We start from the raw sequence: 16,995 nt of genomic DNA, 5'->3' as shown, positions 1-16,995 counted from the left end.
AACTTGTCAACCCCCCAAACCGCAGATCCCCCTTCACCACAAAGCTTTACGCGTGGCGCATTAGTTTCCATCCACAAGCTAAAATAGAAGCAGGAACAAAATCGCCACCGGCACACGCTCGGCATTTTTATGGAAGGCTGGAGCAAACTATTTAACCAAAAAACGAGGAATCTCCCCTAACCCGCTCATTCCAGATATTTTGCGCACAACCAATTTAGGATCAATATTTTACAGACACCACCCCACTGTAACCCATTGATTAGAAGCACGTTCCGTCCAAGATACCCCGTGGGGAGAGGGGTGTACCCGGACAAACCAGAACCCGTGGTACTCTTTCCGCCGAAGAGGCTCAAACCCCCATGGCCGTCACCCGCCGCACCTTCTGCTCCCAAGCCGCGACCCTCCTCCTCTCCCCGCATCTCCTCCACACCCAAACCCAGACCCAGACCCAACCCACCGCCCGCCCCGACGTAGCCGCTATCGACCACGACCGCATCCTCGCCCAGGCCAACCGCTACCTCACGCAGCCTCCTGTGCCCCTCACCACCCTTTCCTGCCCCCGTAGCCCCGGCACCCCCCACGACTTCTACTCCGAACCCGAAGATTTCTTCCCCGACCCCGCCAACCCCACCGCACCGTGGACGCAACAGACCCAACACACGAACCCGAGCCCAGACCTCAATCCCGACGCCTTCACCGCCCACCGCGACGCCCTGCTTAACCTCAGCCTCACCGTCCCCGCCCTCACCGCCGCCTACCTCCTCACCACCGACCTCCGCTACGCCCAGCAAGCCGCCGCCCACCTCCGCGCCTGGTTCCTCACCCCCGCAACCAGCATGACCCCCACCCTCCAATACGCCCAAACCATCCCCCCCGCAAAAAATGGTCGCCTCGAAGGAGTCGTCGAGGCAGTCCACCTCGCAGAAGTAGTCCAATCGCTCCCCTTCCTACTCAACTCCGAAGCCCTAACCTCCGAAGAACTAGCCGGGCTGACCAGATGGTTCACCGCCTACTTAGACTGGCTCAACACCTCACGCACAGCCGGCCTCGCCCGCGACAACAAGAGCCATCACGGAACCTCATGGCTCCTCCAGGCCTCCGCCATCGCCCGCCTCACCGAGCCAGCCGACGATCGACCACTCACCACACTCCGCCACCAGTTCAGAACCTCCACCCTCCGCGCCCAGATCGTCTCCGACGGCACCTTCCCCCACGAACTCACCACCCCCAACCCCTACCGCAACACCCTCTTCAACCTCGACATGCTCGCCGCCATCTGCCTCCTCCTCTCCACCCGCTTCGAGAGCGCCTGGGAGTACGAGCTGCAGGACGGCCCCGGCATGCACACCGTCATCGCCCGCCTCTACCCCTACCTCCTCAACCGCGGCACCTGGCCCTACCGAGCCGACGCTACCTACTTCACCTCGCTCCCCCTCCGATCCCCAGGCCTCCTCTTCGCCGCCCGAGCCTACGACCGCCCCGAGTACGCCGCCCTCTGGAAGACCCTTCCCCCCGACCCACCCAACGCCGAACTCCAGCGCACCTTCCCCATCCGCCAGCCCCTCCTCTGGACCACCCGCCCAAAGCCTTGGCTCCCCTCTGGCACCCACGCAAAAAACTAAATCGGGTGCCTCGAACGAAACGCCTTCACAATCTCGAGGTATCTCCGCGCAATATCGGTGATCGCCTCAGGTCGCCCGTCCACAATCATCTTCTTGTCCACCAGATCCGAGCCAACTCCAAGCGCAAACGCACCCGCCTCCAGGAACTCCGCCGCCGTCCCCAACATCACGCCGCCAGTAGGAATCATCTCGATATGCGGCAACGGCCCCTTAAGAGAAGTAAGGTACTTCGGCCCACCCATCGCACTCGCCGGAAACACCTTCACCACATCCGCCCCAGCCTGCCACGCCGTTACAATCTCCGTCGGAGTCAGCGCACCCGGCAGCACCGTAACCGAATACCGATGACACATCTCGATCGTCGCCACATTCAGCGCCGGACTCACCACAAACTGAGCCCCCTCGAGGATGCACATCCGAGCCGTCTCCGCATCCAGCACCGTCCCCGCCCCAATCAGGATCTCCGGCCGTTGCTCTGCCAGCCGACGCATCACCTCAATCGCCCCCGGCACCGTCATCGTCACCTCAAGCACGGTCACCCCACCCGCCGCAATCGCATCCGCCAGCGCCAGCGCCTGCTCCACCGAATCCGCCCGCAAAACCGGCACCAGTCCAATCTCCCGCAACTCCCGCAATACCGCAGTCTTCTCCATTGCTCTCCCTAATCTCAACTCTACCGCTGCACTCCAGCCGACCCACCCGCCATAACCCGCTCCACCTCACTCAGCGTCGCCATCGAACTATCCCCCGGCGTCGTCATCGCTAACGCCCCATGCGCCACGCCGCAATCAAGCGCCCACTGCAAGCCCTTCGCCTCCATCAACCCATAGATCAAACCTGCCGCAAATGAATCCCCACCACCCACACGGTCCAGCACCTCAAGATCATCGAATCGAATACTTTCGCAGACCCTTCCCCCCGCATACCCAAACGCCCCCCAGTCGTTTCTGTTCGCCGTCTTCGGCCTCCGCGTCGTCGTAGCAATCACCTTGATATTCCCGAACTCCTGGCACACCCGCGTGGCCATCTCCCCATAGCTCTCGTAACTATGCCATGGCGCACCATGCGAAGCGTCACACAAGACCGCCGCCAAATCCCCCACATGCCCAAACATCACATCCACAAAGGGAGCTAGCATCCGATTCACATCGCTCGCTCCCTGCCGCCCACCGGCACTCTTCCACAGTGACGGCCGATAGTTACAGTCATATGACACAACCACCCCGTGCCGCTGCGCCGCCACCATCGCCTCTCGAGCCACCGCAGGCGCCTCCGCCGACAGCGCACACATCACCCCACCCGTATGAAACCAGCGCACTCCCTCTCCGGCAAAAATCCCATCCCAATCGACCTGCCCCGGCTTCATCTGTGAGATCGGCGTATGCCCCCGATCCATCATCCCCATAGCGCCGCGCAATCCAAATCCACGCTCCAGAAAGTAGATTCCGTTGCGCGCCTCCCGCCCTATTCCGTCATACTCGACCCACTGCAGATGCGACAGATCAACACCGCCCTCCCGCATCAGATCTTCGAGCAATCGACCCACCGGATTATCCGCGAGCACCGTAACAACTGATGTTCGTCTCCCGAAACACCGGCGCAGCCCGCGCGCCACGTTGTACTCGCCACCGCCCTCCCACACGCGGAAGTGCCGCGCTCCCGCAATCCGCTCTTCGCCAGGATCAAACCGCAGCATCACCTCACCGAGACTCACCAGGTCCCACCTGCAAGCGTCCGCCGCATGAATCGTCAACCCAGCCGAAGCATCGCTCATCTCAAGTCCGCAATCGATACAGGGTCCATATCGTCGTAAGCTTGATTCTCGCCACCCATCCCCCAACAAAAAGCATAGTTCTTCGTCCCAACTCCAGCGTGGATCGACCAGCCCGGCGATACCACTACCTCCTTATCCGCCACTACGAGGTGACTCGTAGCATCGGGCGGTCCCATCAAATGCAGTACACGGTGCGCAGGATCCACATCGAAGTAAAAATAAACCTCACTCCGTCTCATATGTGTATGCGGAGGCATAGTATTCCAGTTACTTCCGGACTCCAGCAAAGTAAATCCCATCACTAACTGGCAGCTCTTAATTCCATCCTTATAGATAGCTTTATAAATAGTCCGCTTGTTACAAGTCTCGGCAGCTCCTAACTGCAATCCCTGCAAATCAGCAAACTTCACCATCAAAGTCGGATACTCCGCATGAGCTGGATAACTCAAGAGATAAAAGTAAGCGGGATCATTCGCGCTCTCACTCGAAAAAGTAACTGCCTTACTTCCACGACCTACATAGAGACAGTCCAGCTTACCCATCTCAAAGCTCTTTCCATCTACCACCACCGAACCAGCCCCACCTACATTTAAAACCCCAAGCTCACGCCTCTCCAGAAAATACTCCGAGCGCAACTCCGGCTCAGTCTCAAGTGTCAGCTCCTCGCTAACAGGAACCGCCGAGCCAATCACCGTTCGATCGAGGTCCACATAGGCAAATTCGATCTCCCCCACTTCAAACATCCCCTCCAGCAGAAAGGTCTCCCGCAACTCCTCGGTGTTCATCAGCCCGTAGCGCACCGCATCTGCCATCTGACAAAGCCGCATTCCCTATCTCCGATCCAGTCCAGTATAAGAGCCCCCGCGCTATCAGCATCCGCGGGCCGACCTGGCTATTTCGCAGCGACGCTTCCTTTAACCGCCGGCTTCTCCACTTTGATGACAAAGATCGTGATCGTCTGCCCCGGCCCTTCAATCGCCTGGTGCGGCGTCCCCGCCGTAATGTGAAGAATATCTCCCTTATGCAGTACATGAGCTGTAGCACCCTCCAGGTGCGACCCACGCGTCTCCCCATTCTCGCCTTCCTTTGCATCGACCACTGTGCCACCCGTTAGTTCTGTCCCTTCTCCGTCCACCACAATCAGAAAGTCGGAGTAGTAGGCATGCACCTCGGCCCCACCGCTCTTCGCCCTCGCAGTAATCATCGTGTAGTGGGCCGGATACTTCTCGAGCGTCACACCGGAGCTCCCGTTCGCACTCGCCTTCGCCTTCTCAAGCTGCTCGGCGCCGCGAGTCGCAACATCACTCGGCGTCAGCAGATCCACTAACCCAACCTGTGCCTGCGTAACCGCTCCAGGCGTCGTTGCCTGCGACCACCCCGCCGATACCATCAATATCCCGACCCCCAAAACAGCCGTCAGCCTCGTCAACCACCGCATATAGTTGTCTCCTCAAACAATACCCAACCATACGGACCCCCCGCTTTGTCGTCAACCTCTCATTCCGTTTGCTCCTCAACTCTGATCCCAGTACATTGGCCTAGATGCCCACCAAGCCCTTCAACATCCTCGAAAGCTTCCGCCTCGACAACAAAGTAGCGCTCGTCACCGGTTCCGCCAGCGGCCTAGGCGCAGCCATTGCCATCGCTCTCTCGCAAGCAGGAGCCACGGTAGCCTGCCACGGCAACCGCCGCGCCGCCACAGAGACCGCCGCAGCTATCGGCGAAAACGCCGCAGCCTTTCGCGCCGATCTCGCCTCCACCAATGGCGCCGAAGATCTATTCACCCAGGTCAAAGAAAGATTCGGCCGCGTCGACATCCTCATCAACAACGCAGGAACCATCCTCCGCGCCGCCGCCGAAGAGGTCACCCTCGAAGACTGGCAACAGGTCCTTCAGGTCAACCTCACCAGCGTCTTCCAACTCTCCCAACTCGCCGCCCGCGATATGATCCCACGCGGCGGCCTCGAAACAAACTGCGGAAAAATCGTCAACATCGCCTCCCTGCTCAGCTTTCAGGGCGGCATCCGCGTCCCCGCCTACGCCGCCAGCAAAGGCGGCGTAGCCCAACTCACCAAGGCCCTCGCCAACGAGTGGGCTCCCAAAGGCATCCAGGTCAACGCCATCGCACCCGGCTACTTCGCCACCACCAACACCGAAGCCCTTCAGTCCGACGAAACCCGCAACCGCCAGATCCTCGACCGCATCCCCGCCGCGCGCTGGGGCCAACCCGAAGACCTCGCAGGCGCTGCACTCTACCTCAGCTCTCCCGCCAGCAACTACGTCACCGGGACCGTCCTCACCGTCGACGGCGGCTGGATGGGCAGATAAAAGAGGGGCAGATAGAAGATGGGAGATAGAATCTGCTCCCACTTTAGCCTGAACAAGCATCCAAGAAGCCAAGGAGTACATCATGCCGCAGAGCCCGCACGACCGCGCCGCCGAGTATCACAACAAAGCCGCCCACGCCCATCAGGCCGCAGCCACAGCGCACGGCAAAGGCGATCACCTCACCGCCCACGAGCTCTCCAAGCAAGCCCACGAACACTCCACAAAAGCCTTCGAGCACTCGAAACAGGCAAGCGAACACGCCGCATCCAGCAAGAACTAACCGCCTGAGGCATTCACCGAATCCACGAATAACCTCTGATCGAAATGGACAAGCAACCTCTGGTTAGATAGGTTCGACAAGCATTAAACTGAACCCATGCTTCGAGTCCCCTTCGACCAACTCCACGCGGCCCTCCTCCGCGCCATGCATCAACTCGGACTAACCGAAGCCCGCGCCACCCTCTGCGCCCGCCTCTTCGCAGAAACCACCCGCGACGGCATTTACACCCACGGCCTCAATCGATTCCCTCGCTTCGTTGAAACCATTCGCAACGGCAGCATCGACGTCTACGCAGAGCCCACCAAATCCGCCGGCATCGGAGCCATCGAGCGATGGGACGGCCATAGCGGCATCGGCAATCTCAACGCCCACGCCTCCATGCAACGAGCCATCACCCTCGCCCAACAACACGGCACAGGCGCAGTCGCTCTCGCCAACACCAACCACTGGATGCGCGGCGGAACCTACGGCTGGCAGGCCGCCGAGCAAGGCCTCTTCGCCCTCTGCTGGACCAACACCCTCGCCAACCTCCCTCCCTGGGGAGCCACCACACCCGCCCTCGGCAACAACCCCCTCGTCATCGCCGTCCCCCACCCCGGCGGCCACGTCGTACTGGACATGGCAATGTCGCAGTTCTCCTACGGCACGCTCGCCGCCTACAGCAAACGAGGGGAACCTCTCCCCGTCGAGGGCGGCTTCGACACCGCAGGTAATCTCACTCGCGATCCAGCAGCCATCGAGTCCTCCCAGCGCGCCCTACCCGTCGGCTACTGGAAGGGCTCAGGACTCTCCCTCGTCCTCGACATGCTCGCCGCGATGCTCTCCGGCGGCCTCGCAACCCACCAGATTCCCAGCGATCCGCTTCGCGAGTCCGGCCTCTCCCAGGTCTTCCTCGCCATTAGCCCAACCGCCATCGCCGATCCCGACGAACTCACCCGCATCGCCGAAGGCATCCTCGACTCTCTCCATCAAGCAACGCCAGCCGATCCCAGCAACCCGATCCGCTACCCAGGCGAACAGACCCTGCAGCTTCGAGAAGAGAACATGCGCCTCGGCGTCCCCGTCGACCCCGAAATCTGGCAGCAGCTAACCCTCTCCACAACCCAATGACCGCAAACCGCAAGAGCCAATCCCCCGCCCACGAACTATCCAACACCTGATAGCTTTACTGCATCCATTAAGTGCAGCCATAACTTCTATGTGACTCGTCCTTTCTCTTTTGCAGTCTCACTTTAGGAGCGATTTGAAAGACCCTGTGAAAGCTGAGAGTCCATGGCGCGATCGAATCAGCGCCCTGAAAAACATGCCCGCCGTCCTGCGTATCCTCTGGGAGTCAGGCCGCGCCGTCGTCACATGGGGGCTCTTCCTTCGACTGATCGTCGCCACCCTTCCCTTCGGTATCGCGAAGATCGCCGCATACATTCTGAATGACATCGCAGAGGTCATTCGCGGCCACGCCCTTGCCCCCAACTTCTGGAAGCTCGTCATCGCCGAGGTCATCCTCAACGTCGCCCTTGGCCTCATCACCCGAGCCATCGACTACTCCGACTCCCTCCTCGCCAATCGCTATACCCAGTACGTTAGCGTACGCGTCATGGAGCAGGCCGCGCGTCTCGACCTCACCACCTATGAAGATCCCGTCTTCTACGACCGCCTCGAACGCGCCCGCGTGCAGGCCACCGACCGCCTCGCCATGATCCAGCAGCTAGGCCGTCTGGTCACGCAGATCATCACCACCCTCTCGTTCTCTGCCGCTCTCGCGCTCGCCTCCCCCTGGCTGGTCCTCCTCCTCGCACTTGGCGTCCTCCCCTCCTTCCTCGGCGAGACCCACTATGCCTTCCTCGGCTACGCAAAAAACTTCCGCCAGACCCCCGCCAAGCGTCAGATGGACTACCTCCGGCAGGTCGCCGGAAGCCGCGAAGGCGCGAAAGAAGTAAAGCTCTTCGGCTTGAACAAATTCTTCACCGATAGATTTCAAACACTCGCCAATCAGATCTATCTCGAAGACGTCACTCTCTCCAGATCGAAACTCATCGTCGGCGGTCTGCTCGGCGTCATCGGCACGCTCGGCTACTACGGAGCCTACGTCTACGTCATCTGGCGCACCCTGCACGGCGCCTACAACATCGGCCAGTTCGGATTTCTCACCACTGCCATCCAGCAAGCCAGCTCCAACCTCCAGCAGGTCTTCTCCACCGCCTCCGGCATCGCCGACCAGGCCCTCTTCCTCACCGACCTCATCGCCTTCTTCGACATGAAGCCAACCGTTATCTCCAACCCCGACGGGCATCCCGCCCCTGCAAAGATCCAACGCGGCTTCGAGTTCCGCAACGTCTCCTTCACCTATCCCGGCACCAACCGGACCGTCCTTAAAGACTTCAACCTCACCCTCTCGCCCGGAGAGAGAATCGCGCTCATTGGAGAAAACGGCCAGGGCAAGACCACCGTCGTCAAACTCATCACCCGACTCTACGATCCCACCGAGGGGCAGATCTTGCTCGACGGCATCGACCTCCGCGAGTACAACCTCGAAGACCTCCACCGTCACATCGGCGTCATCTTTCAGGACTTCATGCGCTTCGAGATGACCGCGCGCGAAAACATCGCCGTAGGCCGCATCGATCAGCCCTCTCAGGACAGCGACATCGAGCTCGCCGCCCACAAGAGCCTCGCCGACACCGTCGTCACCAAGCTCGCCGACGGGTACGATCAGATGCTCGGCCGCCGCTTCGAAGGTGGCGTAGAACTCTCCGGCGGGGAGTGGCAGAAGATAGCCCTCGCCCGCGCCTATCTCCGCGACGCCCAGCTCCTCATCCTCGACGAGCCCACCGCAGCTCTCGATGCACGCAGCGAACTCGAGGTCTTCGAGCGCTTCGCCGAGCTGACCCTTGGAAAGATGGCCCTGCTCATCTCCCACCGCTTCTCCACCGTACGCATGGCCGACCGCATCGTCGTCCTCTCCGGCGGACGTCTCCTCGAAGAAGGCAATCACCAACAACTCATAGAAAAAAATGGGCTCTATGCGAGCATGTTCGAGATGCAAGCCGCAAGCTACAGGTAAACTCACCCTCGCATCTCACCCAGTCAGCACCGGCAGAGGAGTCGGTATCAGCAGATAATCGCAGTCAGCACCCGTCGCGGCGGGAGAATGGATAGAGAAAAGCTACATGGCACCATCTTCACAGAATCCTGTCACCGCAGAACACGCTCTGCCGCTCACTGCACCGGAGATGCCGACTGCGGGCCTCCCCGAAAAACCCTCCGTCTCTGACGATGAGCTTAGAGCGCGTGCCGATGCCATGAGCCGCCAGTGGGAGATGGTACCGGCCAGCGCAAAATCCGACGGGCTCTCAAAACGCCTCGCCAGCCTCAAACAGCGTCTCTCCGAAGTCCTTCGCACCTGCAAGAAAACCGCCTCCATCCACGAGCTCACCCCAGAGCTCGAACTCCTCGAAAGCACCCGCATGCTCGAGTCCGCGCTCATCGCAGGAGACAACACCGCCGAAACCTTCGCATCTCTCCCTCACGTCCGCGTAGACAAAGACAGCGATCTGCCGCGAGCCATCAATCTTACCGAGGGGTACCTCGTCGCAGCCCGCGGCATCTGGTCCGACGAATCTCTCACCGTCTACGTCCAGCAGGCCCAGCAACGCGACGCGCTTCTGCTCGAAGAGATCACAGTCCTCCCGCAAGCCCTCAAGCTCGCGCAGCTCGAATACATCCTTGACCGTGCCGAAGAAGCCTTCGCCGCCGGCCCCCTCCCGCCCATCGAGCAGTCGCCCTTCTCCGCAATCCTCCACAGCATGCGCCGCCTCAACCAGTTCGAGTGGCGCAACGTCCTCGAGCCTCTCATCGCCTTCGACTCCGTCCTGCGCGAAGACCCCGCAGCCGTCTTCGCTCGCATGGAGGACGAAACCCGCCACAACTACCACATGCGCGTAGCAGAGCTAGCCCACTACGCCGACGCCAGCGAGGTCCAAACCGCCCAGATCGCCCTCAACCTCGCACGCAACGCCGCTACAACCTCTGACCCCGATCCCCGCCTCGCTCTGCGCATCCGCCACATCGGTTACTACCTCTTCGCCGAAGGTCTCCCCGAACTTCACCGCCGCATCGGATACCACCCTCCCCCCATCGAACGAATCCGCGCCTTCCTCCGCCGCTTCAACGAAGACTTCTACATCCTGGGCATCTTCACGCTGTCCTGTCTCCTCATCGTCGCCATCATCGCCCCCCTGGTTCCGCATCACGCCTTCTGGCCGGTCATGGTAGCGCTCCTGCTCGCGCTTCTTCCCGCAACCCAGGGCGGCGTCGACCTCATTAACAATACCGTCACCGCGCTCATGCACGCAGAGTCTCTCCCTAAGATCGATCTCTCCAAGAGCGTCCCCAGCGACGCCATCACCCTCGTCGTCGTCCCCACACTCCTGCTCAACGAGATCCAGGTTCGCGAGCTCTTCGACGAACTCGAAGCCCGCTACCTCTCCAACCAGGACCCAAACATCCACTTCGGCCTCCTCACCGATCTGCCCGACACCAAGGCCCGTCCCTTGGACGAAGACTCCAATCTCCTCGCCAAACTCGCAGCAGACTGCGTCGATCATCTCAACGCAAAATACCCTCGCACCAAGGGCGGAGCCTTCTTCCTCTTCCACCGCTACCGTGTCTTCAACTCCCGCCAGGGCGTCTGGATGGGATGGGAGCGCAAACGCGGCAAGCTCCTCGACCTCAACAAATTTCTCCTCAACGAGGAGGACAGCTTCCCTCTGAAAGCCGGGCCGCTCGAAATCCTGCAACACGTCCGGTACGTCATCACCCTCGACTCCGACACCCAACTCCCTCGCGGCACCGCGGCCCGCATGGTCGGCACCATGGCCCACCCGCTCAACCAAGCCATCGTCAACCCCCGACTCCGCATCGTCACTCAAGGCTACGGCATCCTCCAGCCACGCGTCGGAGTCAGCGTCTCCTCCGCCTCGCGCTCCCGCCTCGCCTCTCTCTACTCCGGCGAAACCGGCTTCGACATCTACACCCGCGCCGTATCCGACGTCTATCAGGATCTCTTCGGCGAAGGCATCTTCGCCGGCAAAGGCATCTACGAGGTTGCCATCCTCCACGAGGTCCTCGACCGCCGCTTCCCCCGCAACGCTCTCCTCTCGCACGACCTCATCGAAGGCTCTTACGCCCGCGCCGGTCTCGTCACCGACATCGAGATCATCGACGACTATCCCTCCCACTACTCCGCCCACACCCGCCGCAAGCATCGCTGGGTCCGCGGCGACTGGCAGATCGCCCGCTGGCTCTTCGCTCTCGTCCCCGACGAATCTGGCAAGTCCGTCCCCAACCCCATCAACACCGTCTCCCGCTGGAAGATCTTCGACAACCTCCGCCGCAGCCTCGTCGAACCCGTCACCTTCCTCCTCTTTCTCCTTGGCTGGTTTGTCCTCCCCGGCGGCGCACTCTACTGGACCATAGCCGGCTTGGTCCTTCTCCTCCTCCCAGTCCTTGTGCAACTTGGCTTCAACCTCGGCCGAGCTCTGCTCAAACTCAGCTTCGTCGGCGCACGCGAGGGGGTCCTCACCTTCGCCACCTCCTTCGGCTTCACCATGCTGAACCTCACCTTCCTCCCGCACCACATGTTCCTTGCCATCGACGCCATCGTCCGCTCTCTAAGCCGGACCTTGGTCTCCGGCAAACACATGCTCGAGTGGGAGACAGCCGCCCAGGCAGAATCCGGCAAGTCCCGAACCCCCCTCGACATCTACCTTCAGCTCTCCCCCGTCGCGGCCGTACTCATAGCCCTCGCCCTCGCCTTTCACAACATCTGGTCCCTCGTAGCCGCCTCTCCAGTCCTTCTTCTATGGGCCATCGCACCTCTGGTAGCCATCTGGCTCAACTCCCCGCCCCGCCGCGAAGAAGGCCCCCTCACCGCCGACGACACCAACTTCCTGCAGCAACAGGCGCTCTATATCTGGCGCTACTTTCACGACTTCGGCGACGAGAAAAATCACTGGCTCATCCCCGACAACGTCGAAGAGCAGAACACCCTCCAGATCAAAAAACTCTCCCCCACCAACCTCGGCATGCTCTTCAACGCCCGTCAGGCCGCGTACGAGTTCGGCTTCCTCACTCTGCCCGAGTTCGCCCAGGCCACGCTCGGAACCCTCACCACCTACGACCGCCTCGAAAAGCAACGCGGCCACATCTACAACTGGTACGACATCGAAACCCTCCGTCCCATCCTGCCCCACATCGTCTCTGCAGTCGACAGCGGCAATCTTGCCGCCTCCCTCTACACCCTGCGCACCGGTGCACTCGATCTCCTCAAGCGCCCCATCCTCGCGCCAGAAACCTTCGCCGGCCTGAAACAAATGCAGCAGCCACCCGTCAAGACCACCATCACTCTAGCGCCGGCCGAACCCCCGGCAACCGCGATCCGGTCGCACCTCCGCTCCATCGCGCAACAAGCTAAAGCCGCGCAACAATCCAAGCCCGCAAGCGACGCCCCGCCCAGTCAAGACAACAAGCAATGGTCGGCCAATGAAATCTCAAGCCGTCTCGCGGCGTTATCTCTCTTCGCCGAGCAGTACACTCCCTGGCTCCTTCCCCGCTTCGAATCTCTCTTCGTCCCACCTCAACTCTACGGCTCCGAACACAAATCGATTCCAACCCTCCTCGACGCAGCCGAATATGTAACAGAATTGGAATCAAAACTCTCCGGTGCCTCACGCGACCTGCCAACCGACTCCCCCCTCGCCACCGCCGCCGCCGAGCTGTTAGCCCTCCTCCCAGCCACCCGGCAACGCCTCGCCCAACTCAAATCCGACATCACCTCCATCGCCAGCGAAGCAGAGCGCCACGCCGACGCCATGGAGTACGGCTTCCTCCTCGTCGAAGCCCGTCAGCTCCTCTCCATCGGCTACGACGGCAACACGCACGAGCTCTACTCCTCCTGCTACGACCTCCTCGCCTCCGAGGCCCGCATCGCCTCCTTCATCGCCGTAGCCAAAGGCGACATCCCCCAGCAATCATGGTTTCGCCTCGACCGCTCCCACGTCCTGGTCAACGGACGCGCCGCTCTCCTCTCCTGGACCGGAACCATGTTCGAGTACCTAATGCCGTCCCTCTGGATGCGCACCTTTCCCGACACCCTCATCGCGCGCTCACTCGAGTCGGCCGTTCGCATCCAAAAGGATCACGTCCGCAACATCCCCTGGGGAATCTCCGAGTCAGGCTTCTCTAAAAAAGATCCTCAAGGCCGCTACAGCTACCAAGCCTGGGGTATTCCCAAACTCGCACTGAAGTACGGAGCCGAAGATGGCCCCGTCATCTCGCCCTACTCCAGCTTCCTCGCCCTCCCTCTTCTTCGCAAAGACTCCATCGCAAATCTTCGCCGCATGGCAGCGTTGGATTGGATGGGAGACTACGGCTTCTACGAAGCAGCCGACTACACGGAAGGCCATCAACCTCAACTCGTGCGCTCCTGGATGGCCCACCACCAGGGCATGTGCCTCCTCGCCGTGACCAACCTCCTCAAGAACAACATCGTGCAGGACTGGTTCCACGGCACCCCTCGCGTCCGCGCAGCAGAACTCCTCCTCCACGAAAAAGCCCTCAGCAAAGAGACCCTCAAAGATCTCGAGAAGCTCTCCAAGTTGCAGGCAGCCGAATAACAAACCATACTGCAAAAAAAAGATGAGCAGTGGATTCAATCCCACTGCCCATCTTTCTCTGCTCCTTGCTGTTGTTAGAAGTGGAAGCCAAGCTCCGCCGTCAAAGCCCGCGGCGTCACATAGTGCGTCCCGCTAAACGTCGAAAGGAAGTTGTAGAGTGCATACTTGTTCGTGATATTCACGCCCGTCAGACGCAGGCTCCACTTGTTCTTATCGCCATTGAACAGATTATCCTGGCCAATCGAAGCATCGAACAAGCTCCGCTCAGCGATACGCGGAGGATGCTTATCGTCATTCTCCGTCCCCGGCGCAGGAATCGACACCAGCTTCGAAGTAAGCTCCGAAGCCAGGCACTGATTGCCCGGAATGCCAACATACGGAGTCGCCTTCACTCCATTGCACGTAAGCCCAGCCTGAAACTGCTGATCCGGAGTCAATCCACTCAGATCGATTCCCGGCTGCCCATTGATCGTAATCGACGGCCCTCCATTTGCCGGATTGCACAAGCTGTTCGGATCGGTAACGTTGTAACAAGGCACCGATCCCGCCGTCAGTCCGCTGTCGAACCGCCAGTTGAATCCAACCCAGGGACTGCGCTTGCCGGGTATCTGATACTGCAGATGCGTCGTCTGGTTGTAACGCTCGTCGTGGTCGATGCGGAAAGGAAAGCCGCCGTTGCCTACCGTTGCGCCTGCGCCCGCGGTCTGCGGTGGGAAAAAGCGCGCTGCAACCGAAGACATCACGACAAACGCAGACAAGTTATGAAAGTTGGGTACGTCCGCCCGCAGTGCAAAACCCGGAATCTTGGAGTTATGCCAGTCGATCGGAAACGTAATGGGAGTATTGCCCAGCACGCTGAAGTCGAAAGCGTTGTGCGTGTACTTCCAGATGTAATCCCCGCTGATCACAAGGTTCTTGCCAAACGCCTGCTGTAGTCCGGCATGGAACTCATTACGAAAGCCGGGCTGTAGATTGCCTGAAACTCCAGGAGTGCAAAGCAGCAGCGGAGAAAGAACCGCATTCAAACATCCCTGGCTCGACAACACTAGGTTCTCGTTGAACGGCGTCTCCAGCGTTCTCGCGTAAGAAAGACGCAGCACCGTATTCGTCTGCTTCACGGTGTAGGCAAGCCCCACACGAGGCTCGGCCTGACGTGCAATCGTCAACCCGTTATACAAATCGCCCCGGATACCCAAGTTGAACAGCCAATTGCCCGCCTTGATCTGATCCTCAACATACAGGGCCAACTCCTTCACATCGGTGTGGCCAATAAAGTTGAACTGGCCGCCCCCACGAGTCACATCGTAAGGCAACAAAACCGGATTGAAGCTGCCGCCAATTGAAGGATCGTTCGACACCAACCCCGCCCCAGCACATTGCGATGGATCCGTGAACCCTGGCTGGGACACCCCATTGCCATCGACGCACGGCGAATTGAAGGCCGAGTTGACAATGCCCAGCCTGTCACTCTCCCGCAGAAACGTATGCGAGTAGTTCGCCCCGATCTTAATGTTATTGATCCCCTTTACATACGAAAGATCGGTATGAACTCCCGCATTGGTAAGCGAACGCGTTTGAGCAATGCTCTGGTTCTGTATTGGCCCAAGATCAGCCAGCGGATTTCCGCTCGGATAATAGTCATACTGATCCTTGCGAATATACGGGCCAAAATTAAAGACCGAGTTCGCTCCAATCGTCCGCGTGTAGGTTGGCGCAATATCAAAAGTCCCGATCTTCGAACGCTGGTCGGTATTTCCCACGTTCGCGAAGACAGGATTCGCGCCAGCTCCTCCGCTGATCACGTTCTGCACATTCAGATTGTCGAAGGCATTCGGCGTCTGAAACCACGAACGGCTGTAGTTCAGATTCAGGTGAATTGAATCGGTCTCCGTAAGCTGACGGTCGATCCGGTCGAACACATTCATCTCATTCCCTTTGGCGTGAAAGACGGTGAACTCCGGAGGATCGAGAAAGCGGCCAGTATTCAGACCATCGACCTCGATAAAGTTCCCCCACTTCTCCCCGCCATAGCTCAGATCGATCCCGCCAGTCGCCGACCCGAAGCTTCCATACGAGGTCGTCACACTTCCGGTCGGCTTCTTCACTCCAAGCCCCGACCGCGTAGTCACCTGGATCACAAGACTTGTCTTACCGCCAAACTCTGCCGGCGGCGCACCCGAGATCACTTCAATCGACTGAATCGAGTTCGAAGGAATCTGGTTCGAAAAAACCTTGCTCTGCTGATCCGTAATCGGCTGGCCATCAATCGAGAACGAATTCGAAGCGTGGTCGCCCAACCCATGAAACAGACCATTCGAATCTGCCGCGACACCCGGCGACGACAGAGTCACCAGCGAACTGAGCGAAGACGACTGGCTCTCCAGCGGCAGCTTATCGAACAATCCGCGATCCACATCGGTATGGAACGTCGAATCGCTCTCCACTAGATCGCTCCCCGTCACATTCACAACCGTCGAAGTCGCCCCGATAGTCAGACTGGTCTTCACCACGATTGGCACAAACGACCTGACCTGAACATCCTGAGTCGAAGACGCAAACCCCGTCAACGAAACCACAACGTGATAAGGGTTCAGCGGCAGGTTCGTGAACTGATAGTGCCCCGAACTATCCGTCGTAGTAACGCGGCTATACCCGCTTACCGGGTTCTCGATCGACACCGTCGCGCCCGGCACAATGGCACCCGTCGCGTCCGTTACAGTACCAACCACCGTGCCGGCATTTCCAGCAGACTGCGACCATAAAGCCGTACTACTGAAAACAAAGAAAACTACAAATAATGCGAAGATGACGCGTCGTTTCGACGTGTGCATACACAACCCCCTGAGTTTAAACCTGGTCTTTGACGTCGTTTCTAAGCGAGAACGAAGTCAACAGGCGGAGGTCGGGTATAGAGTGCAAACGTGAAAAAAGTCTTCGTCCGCGTCGACGGATCGAAGACCTCTACTGCTGATACGACGGAGGCAACCACCAGCGCCACCGGCGGTTGAGCAACCTCTACCGCGACGTGGGCCGTAACGCAGAGTGCGCAGTCCGCATGCGAGATGTCGCCAACCGGGTGGGAGTGAACAGCCTGAATCGTCCCGGTCGCCAGAACCAGCAACACACAAAGCAGCGCGAAGAAGACTCTCCACGAACCCTGCGCATTCGGTTTTGGCCTCAGGCTGAACACAATAAATCTAATATAGCGCAGTATCTCAGCCACAAAAGCGCCGCAGAACCGAGCCTGAATCAACCCAAACCCCTCGGCTCCCCGCAGCACATTGAAAACTAAGGGCAATCCCTCATCTCACTACTGCG

Annotated in this window: 12 protein-coding genes; 6 read left to right on the top strand and 6 right to left on the bottom strand. The window is 59.8% G+C overall.

What is annotated here, in order from left to right; all coding sequences use genetic code 11:
- The first annotated feature begins 359 nt into the window (after window positions 1–359).
- A complete protein-coding gene (locus HDF08_RS06795) occupies window positions 360–1,622 on the top strand; it encodes an alginate lyase family protein (protein ID WP_179637760.1) in 1,263 nt (420 codons plus the stop codon).
- On the opposite strand, the gene HDF08_RS06790 is transcribed toward HDF08_RS06795, so the two are convergent.
- From HDF08_RS06790 to HDF08_RS06775, 4 genes are all read right to left on the bottom strand, one after another.
- Window positions 1,619–2,275 (bottom strand): bifunctional 4-hydroxy-2-oxoglutarate aldolase/2-dehydro-3-deoxy-phosphogluconate aldolase, encoded by a 657-nt coding sequence (locus HDF08_RS06790; protein ID WP_179637759.1) that lies wholly within the window; start codon window positions 2,273–2,275, stop codon window positions 1,619–1,621. The genes HDF08_RS06795 and HDF08_RS06790 overlap by 4 nt on opposite strands.
- Before the next feature lie 20 nt (window positions 2,276–2,295).
- Window positions 2,296–3,396: a sugar kinase gene (locus tag HDF08_RS06785; RefSeq protein WP_179637758.1), complete on the bottom strand. Its 1,101-nt coding sequence runs from the start codon at window positions 3,394–3,396 to the stop codon at window positions 2,296–2,298.
- Complete coding sequence (gene kduI, locus HDF08_RS06780; protein WP_179637757.1) at window positions 3,393–4,223, bottom strand: 5-dehydro-4-deoxy-D-glucuronate isomerase; 831 nt, start codon at window positions 4,221–4,223, stop codon at window positions 3,393–3,395. The genes HDF08_RS06785 and kduI overlap by 4 nt, the downstream gene beginning before the upstream one ends.
- 65 nt (window positions 4,224–4,288) lie before the next feature.
- Complete coding sequence (locus HDF08_RS06775) at window positions 4,289–4,834, bottom strand: hypothetical protein (protein WP_179637756.1); 546 nt, start codon at window positions 4,832–4,834, stop codon at window positions 4,289–4,291.
- Window positions 4,835–4,938: 104 nt separating this feature from the next.
- Here HDF08_RS06775 and HDF08_RS06770 point away from each other — a divergent pair, with 104 nt between their 5' ends.
- From HDF08_RS06770 to HDF08_RS06750, 5 genes are all read left to right on the top strand, one after another.
- Window positions 4,939–5,724, top strand: a complete 786-nt coding sequence (locus HDF08_RS06770; RefSeq protein ID WP_218884517.1) for a glucose 1-dehydrogenase — start codon at window positions 4,939–4,941, stop codon at window positions 5,722–5,724.
- A gap of 82 nt (window positions 5,725–5,806) precedes the next feature.
- Window positions 5,807–6,004 carry a DUF1771 domain-containing protein gene (locus tag HDF08_RS06765; protein ID WP_179637755.1) on the top strand — a complete coding sequence of 66 codons (198 nt, stop codon included), beginning with the start codon at window positions 5,807–5,809 and terminating at the stop codon, window positions 6,002–6,004.
- A 96-nt stretch (window positions 6,005–6,100) separates the two neighbouring features.
- Window positions 6,101–7,114, top strand: a complete 1,014-nt coding sequence (gene yiaK, locus HDF08_RS06760; protein WP_179637754.1) for a 3-dehydro-L-gulonate 2-dehydrogenase — start codon at window positions 6,101–6,103, stop codon at window positions 7,112–7,114.
- A gap of 133 nt (window positions 7,115–7,247) precedes the next feature.
- Entirely contained in the window at window positions 7,248–9,065 is a 1,818-nt protein-coding gene (locus HDF08_RS06755; protein WP_257030896.1) for an ABC transporter ATP-binding protein, read from the top strand.
- A gap of 106 nt (window positions 9,066–9,171) precedes the next feature.
- Window positions 9,172–13,677, top strand: coding sequence for a glucoamylase family protein (locus HDF08_RS06750; RefSeq protein WP_179637753.1), 4,506 nt, complete (start codon window positions 9,172–9,174; stop codon window positions 13,675–13,677).
- Window positions 13,678–13,751: 74 nt separating this feature from the next.
- Here the strand turns inward: HDF08_RS06750 and HDF08_RS06745 are convergent, their stop codons facing one another.
- Together HDF08_RS06745 and HDF08_RS06740 are read right to left on the bottom strand one after the other, a co-directional pair.
- On the bottom strand, window positions 13,752–16,508 hold the full coding sequence (locus HDF08_RS06745) for a TonB-dependent receptor (protein ID WP_179637752.1): 2,757 nt from the start codon (window positions 16,506–16,508) through the stop codon (window positions 13,752–13,754).
- A gap of 41 nt (window positions 16,509–16,549) precedes the next feature.
- A complete protein-coding gene (locus HDF08_RS06740) occupies window positions 16,550–16,975 on the bottom strand; it encodes a hypothetical protein (protein ID WP_179637751.1) in 426 nt (141 codons plus the stop codon).
- Between the last annotated feature and the right edge of the window lie 20 nt (window positions 16,976–16,995).

It is taken from the genome of Tunturiibacter empetritectus (assembly GCF_013410875.1).
GTDB lineage: Bacteria > Acidobacteriota > Terriglobia > Terriglobales > Acidobacteriaceae > Edaphobacter > Edaphobacter empetritectus.
Note: the sequence above shows the minus strand (reverse complement) of the source record. Positions and strands in the feature narration are given on the sequence as shown.

Bases quoted from the DNA above. Each gene is read 5' to 3' on its own strand.
- HDF08_RS06795 (WP_179637760.1), top strand. From the start codon at position 360: ATGGCCGTCACCCGCCGCACCTTCTGCTCCCAAGCCGCGACCCTCCTC.
- HDF08_RS06790 (WP_179637759.1), bottom strand. From the start codon at position 2,275: ATGGAGAAGACTGCGGTATTGCGGGAGTTGCGGGAGATTGGACTGGTG.
- HDF08_RS06785 (WP_179637758.1), bottom strand. From the start codon at position 3,396: ATGAGCGATGCTTCGGCTGGGTTGACGATTCATGCGGCGGACGCTTGC.
- kduI (WP_179637757.1), bottom strand. From the start codon at position 4,223: ATGCGGCTTTGTCAGATGGCAGATGCGGTGCGCTACGGGCTGATGAAC.
- HDF08_RS06775 (WP_179637756.1), bottom strand. From the start codon at position 4,834: ATGCGGTGGTTGACGAGGCTGACGGCTGTTTTGGGGGTCGGGATATTG.
- HDF08_RS06770 (WP_218884517.1), top strand. From the start codon at position 4,939: ATGCCCACCAAGCCCTTCAACATCCTCGAAAGCTTCCGCCTCGACAAC.
- HDF08_RS06765 (WP_179637755.1), top strand. From the start codon at position 5,807: ATGCCGCAGAGCCCGCACGACCGCGCCGCCGAGTATCACAACAAAGCC.
- yiaK (WP_179637754.1), top strand. From the start codon at position 6,101: ATGCTTCGAGTCCCCTTCGACCAACTCCACGCGGCCCTCCTCCGCGCC.
- HDF08_RS06750 (WP_179637753.1), top strand. From the start codon at position 9,172: ATGGCACCATCTTCACAGAATCCTGTCACCGCAGAACACGCTCTGCCG.
- HDF08_RS06745 (WP_179637752.1), bottom strand. From the start codon at position 16,508: ATGCACACGTCGAAACGACGCGTCATCTTCGCATTATTTGTAGTTTTC.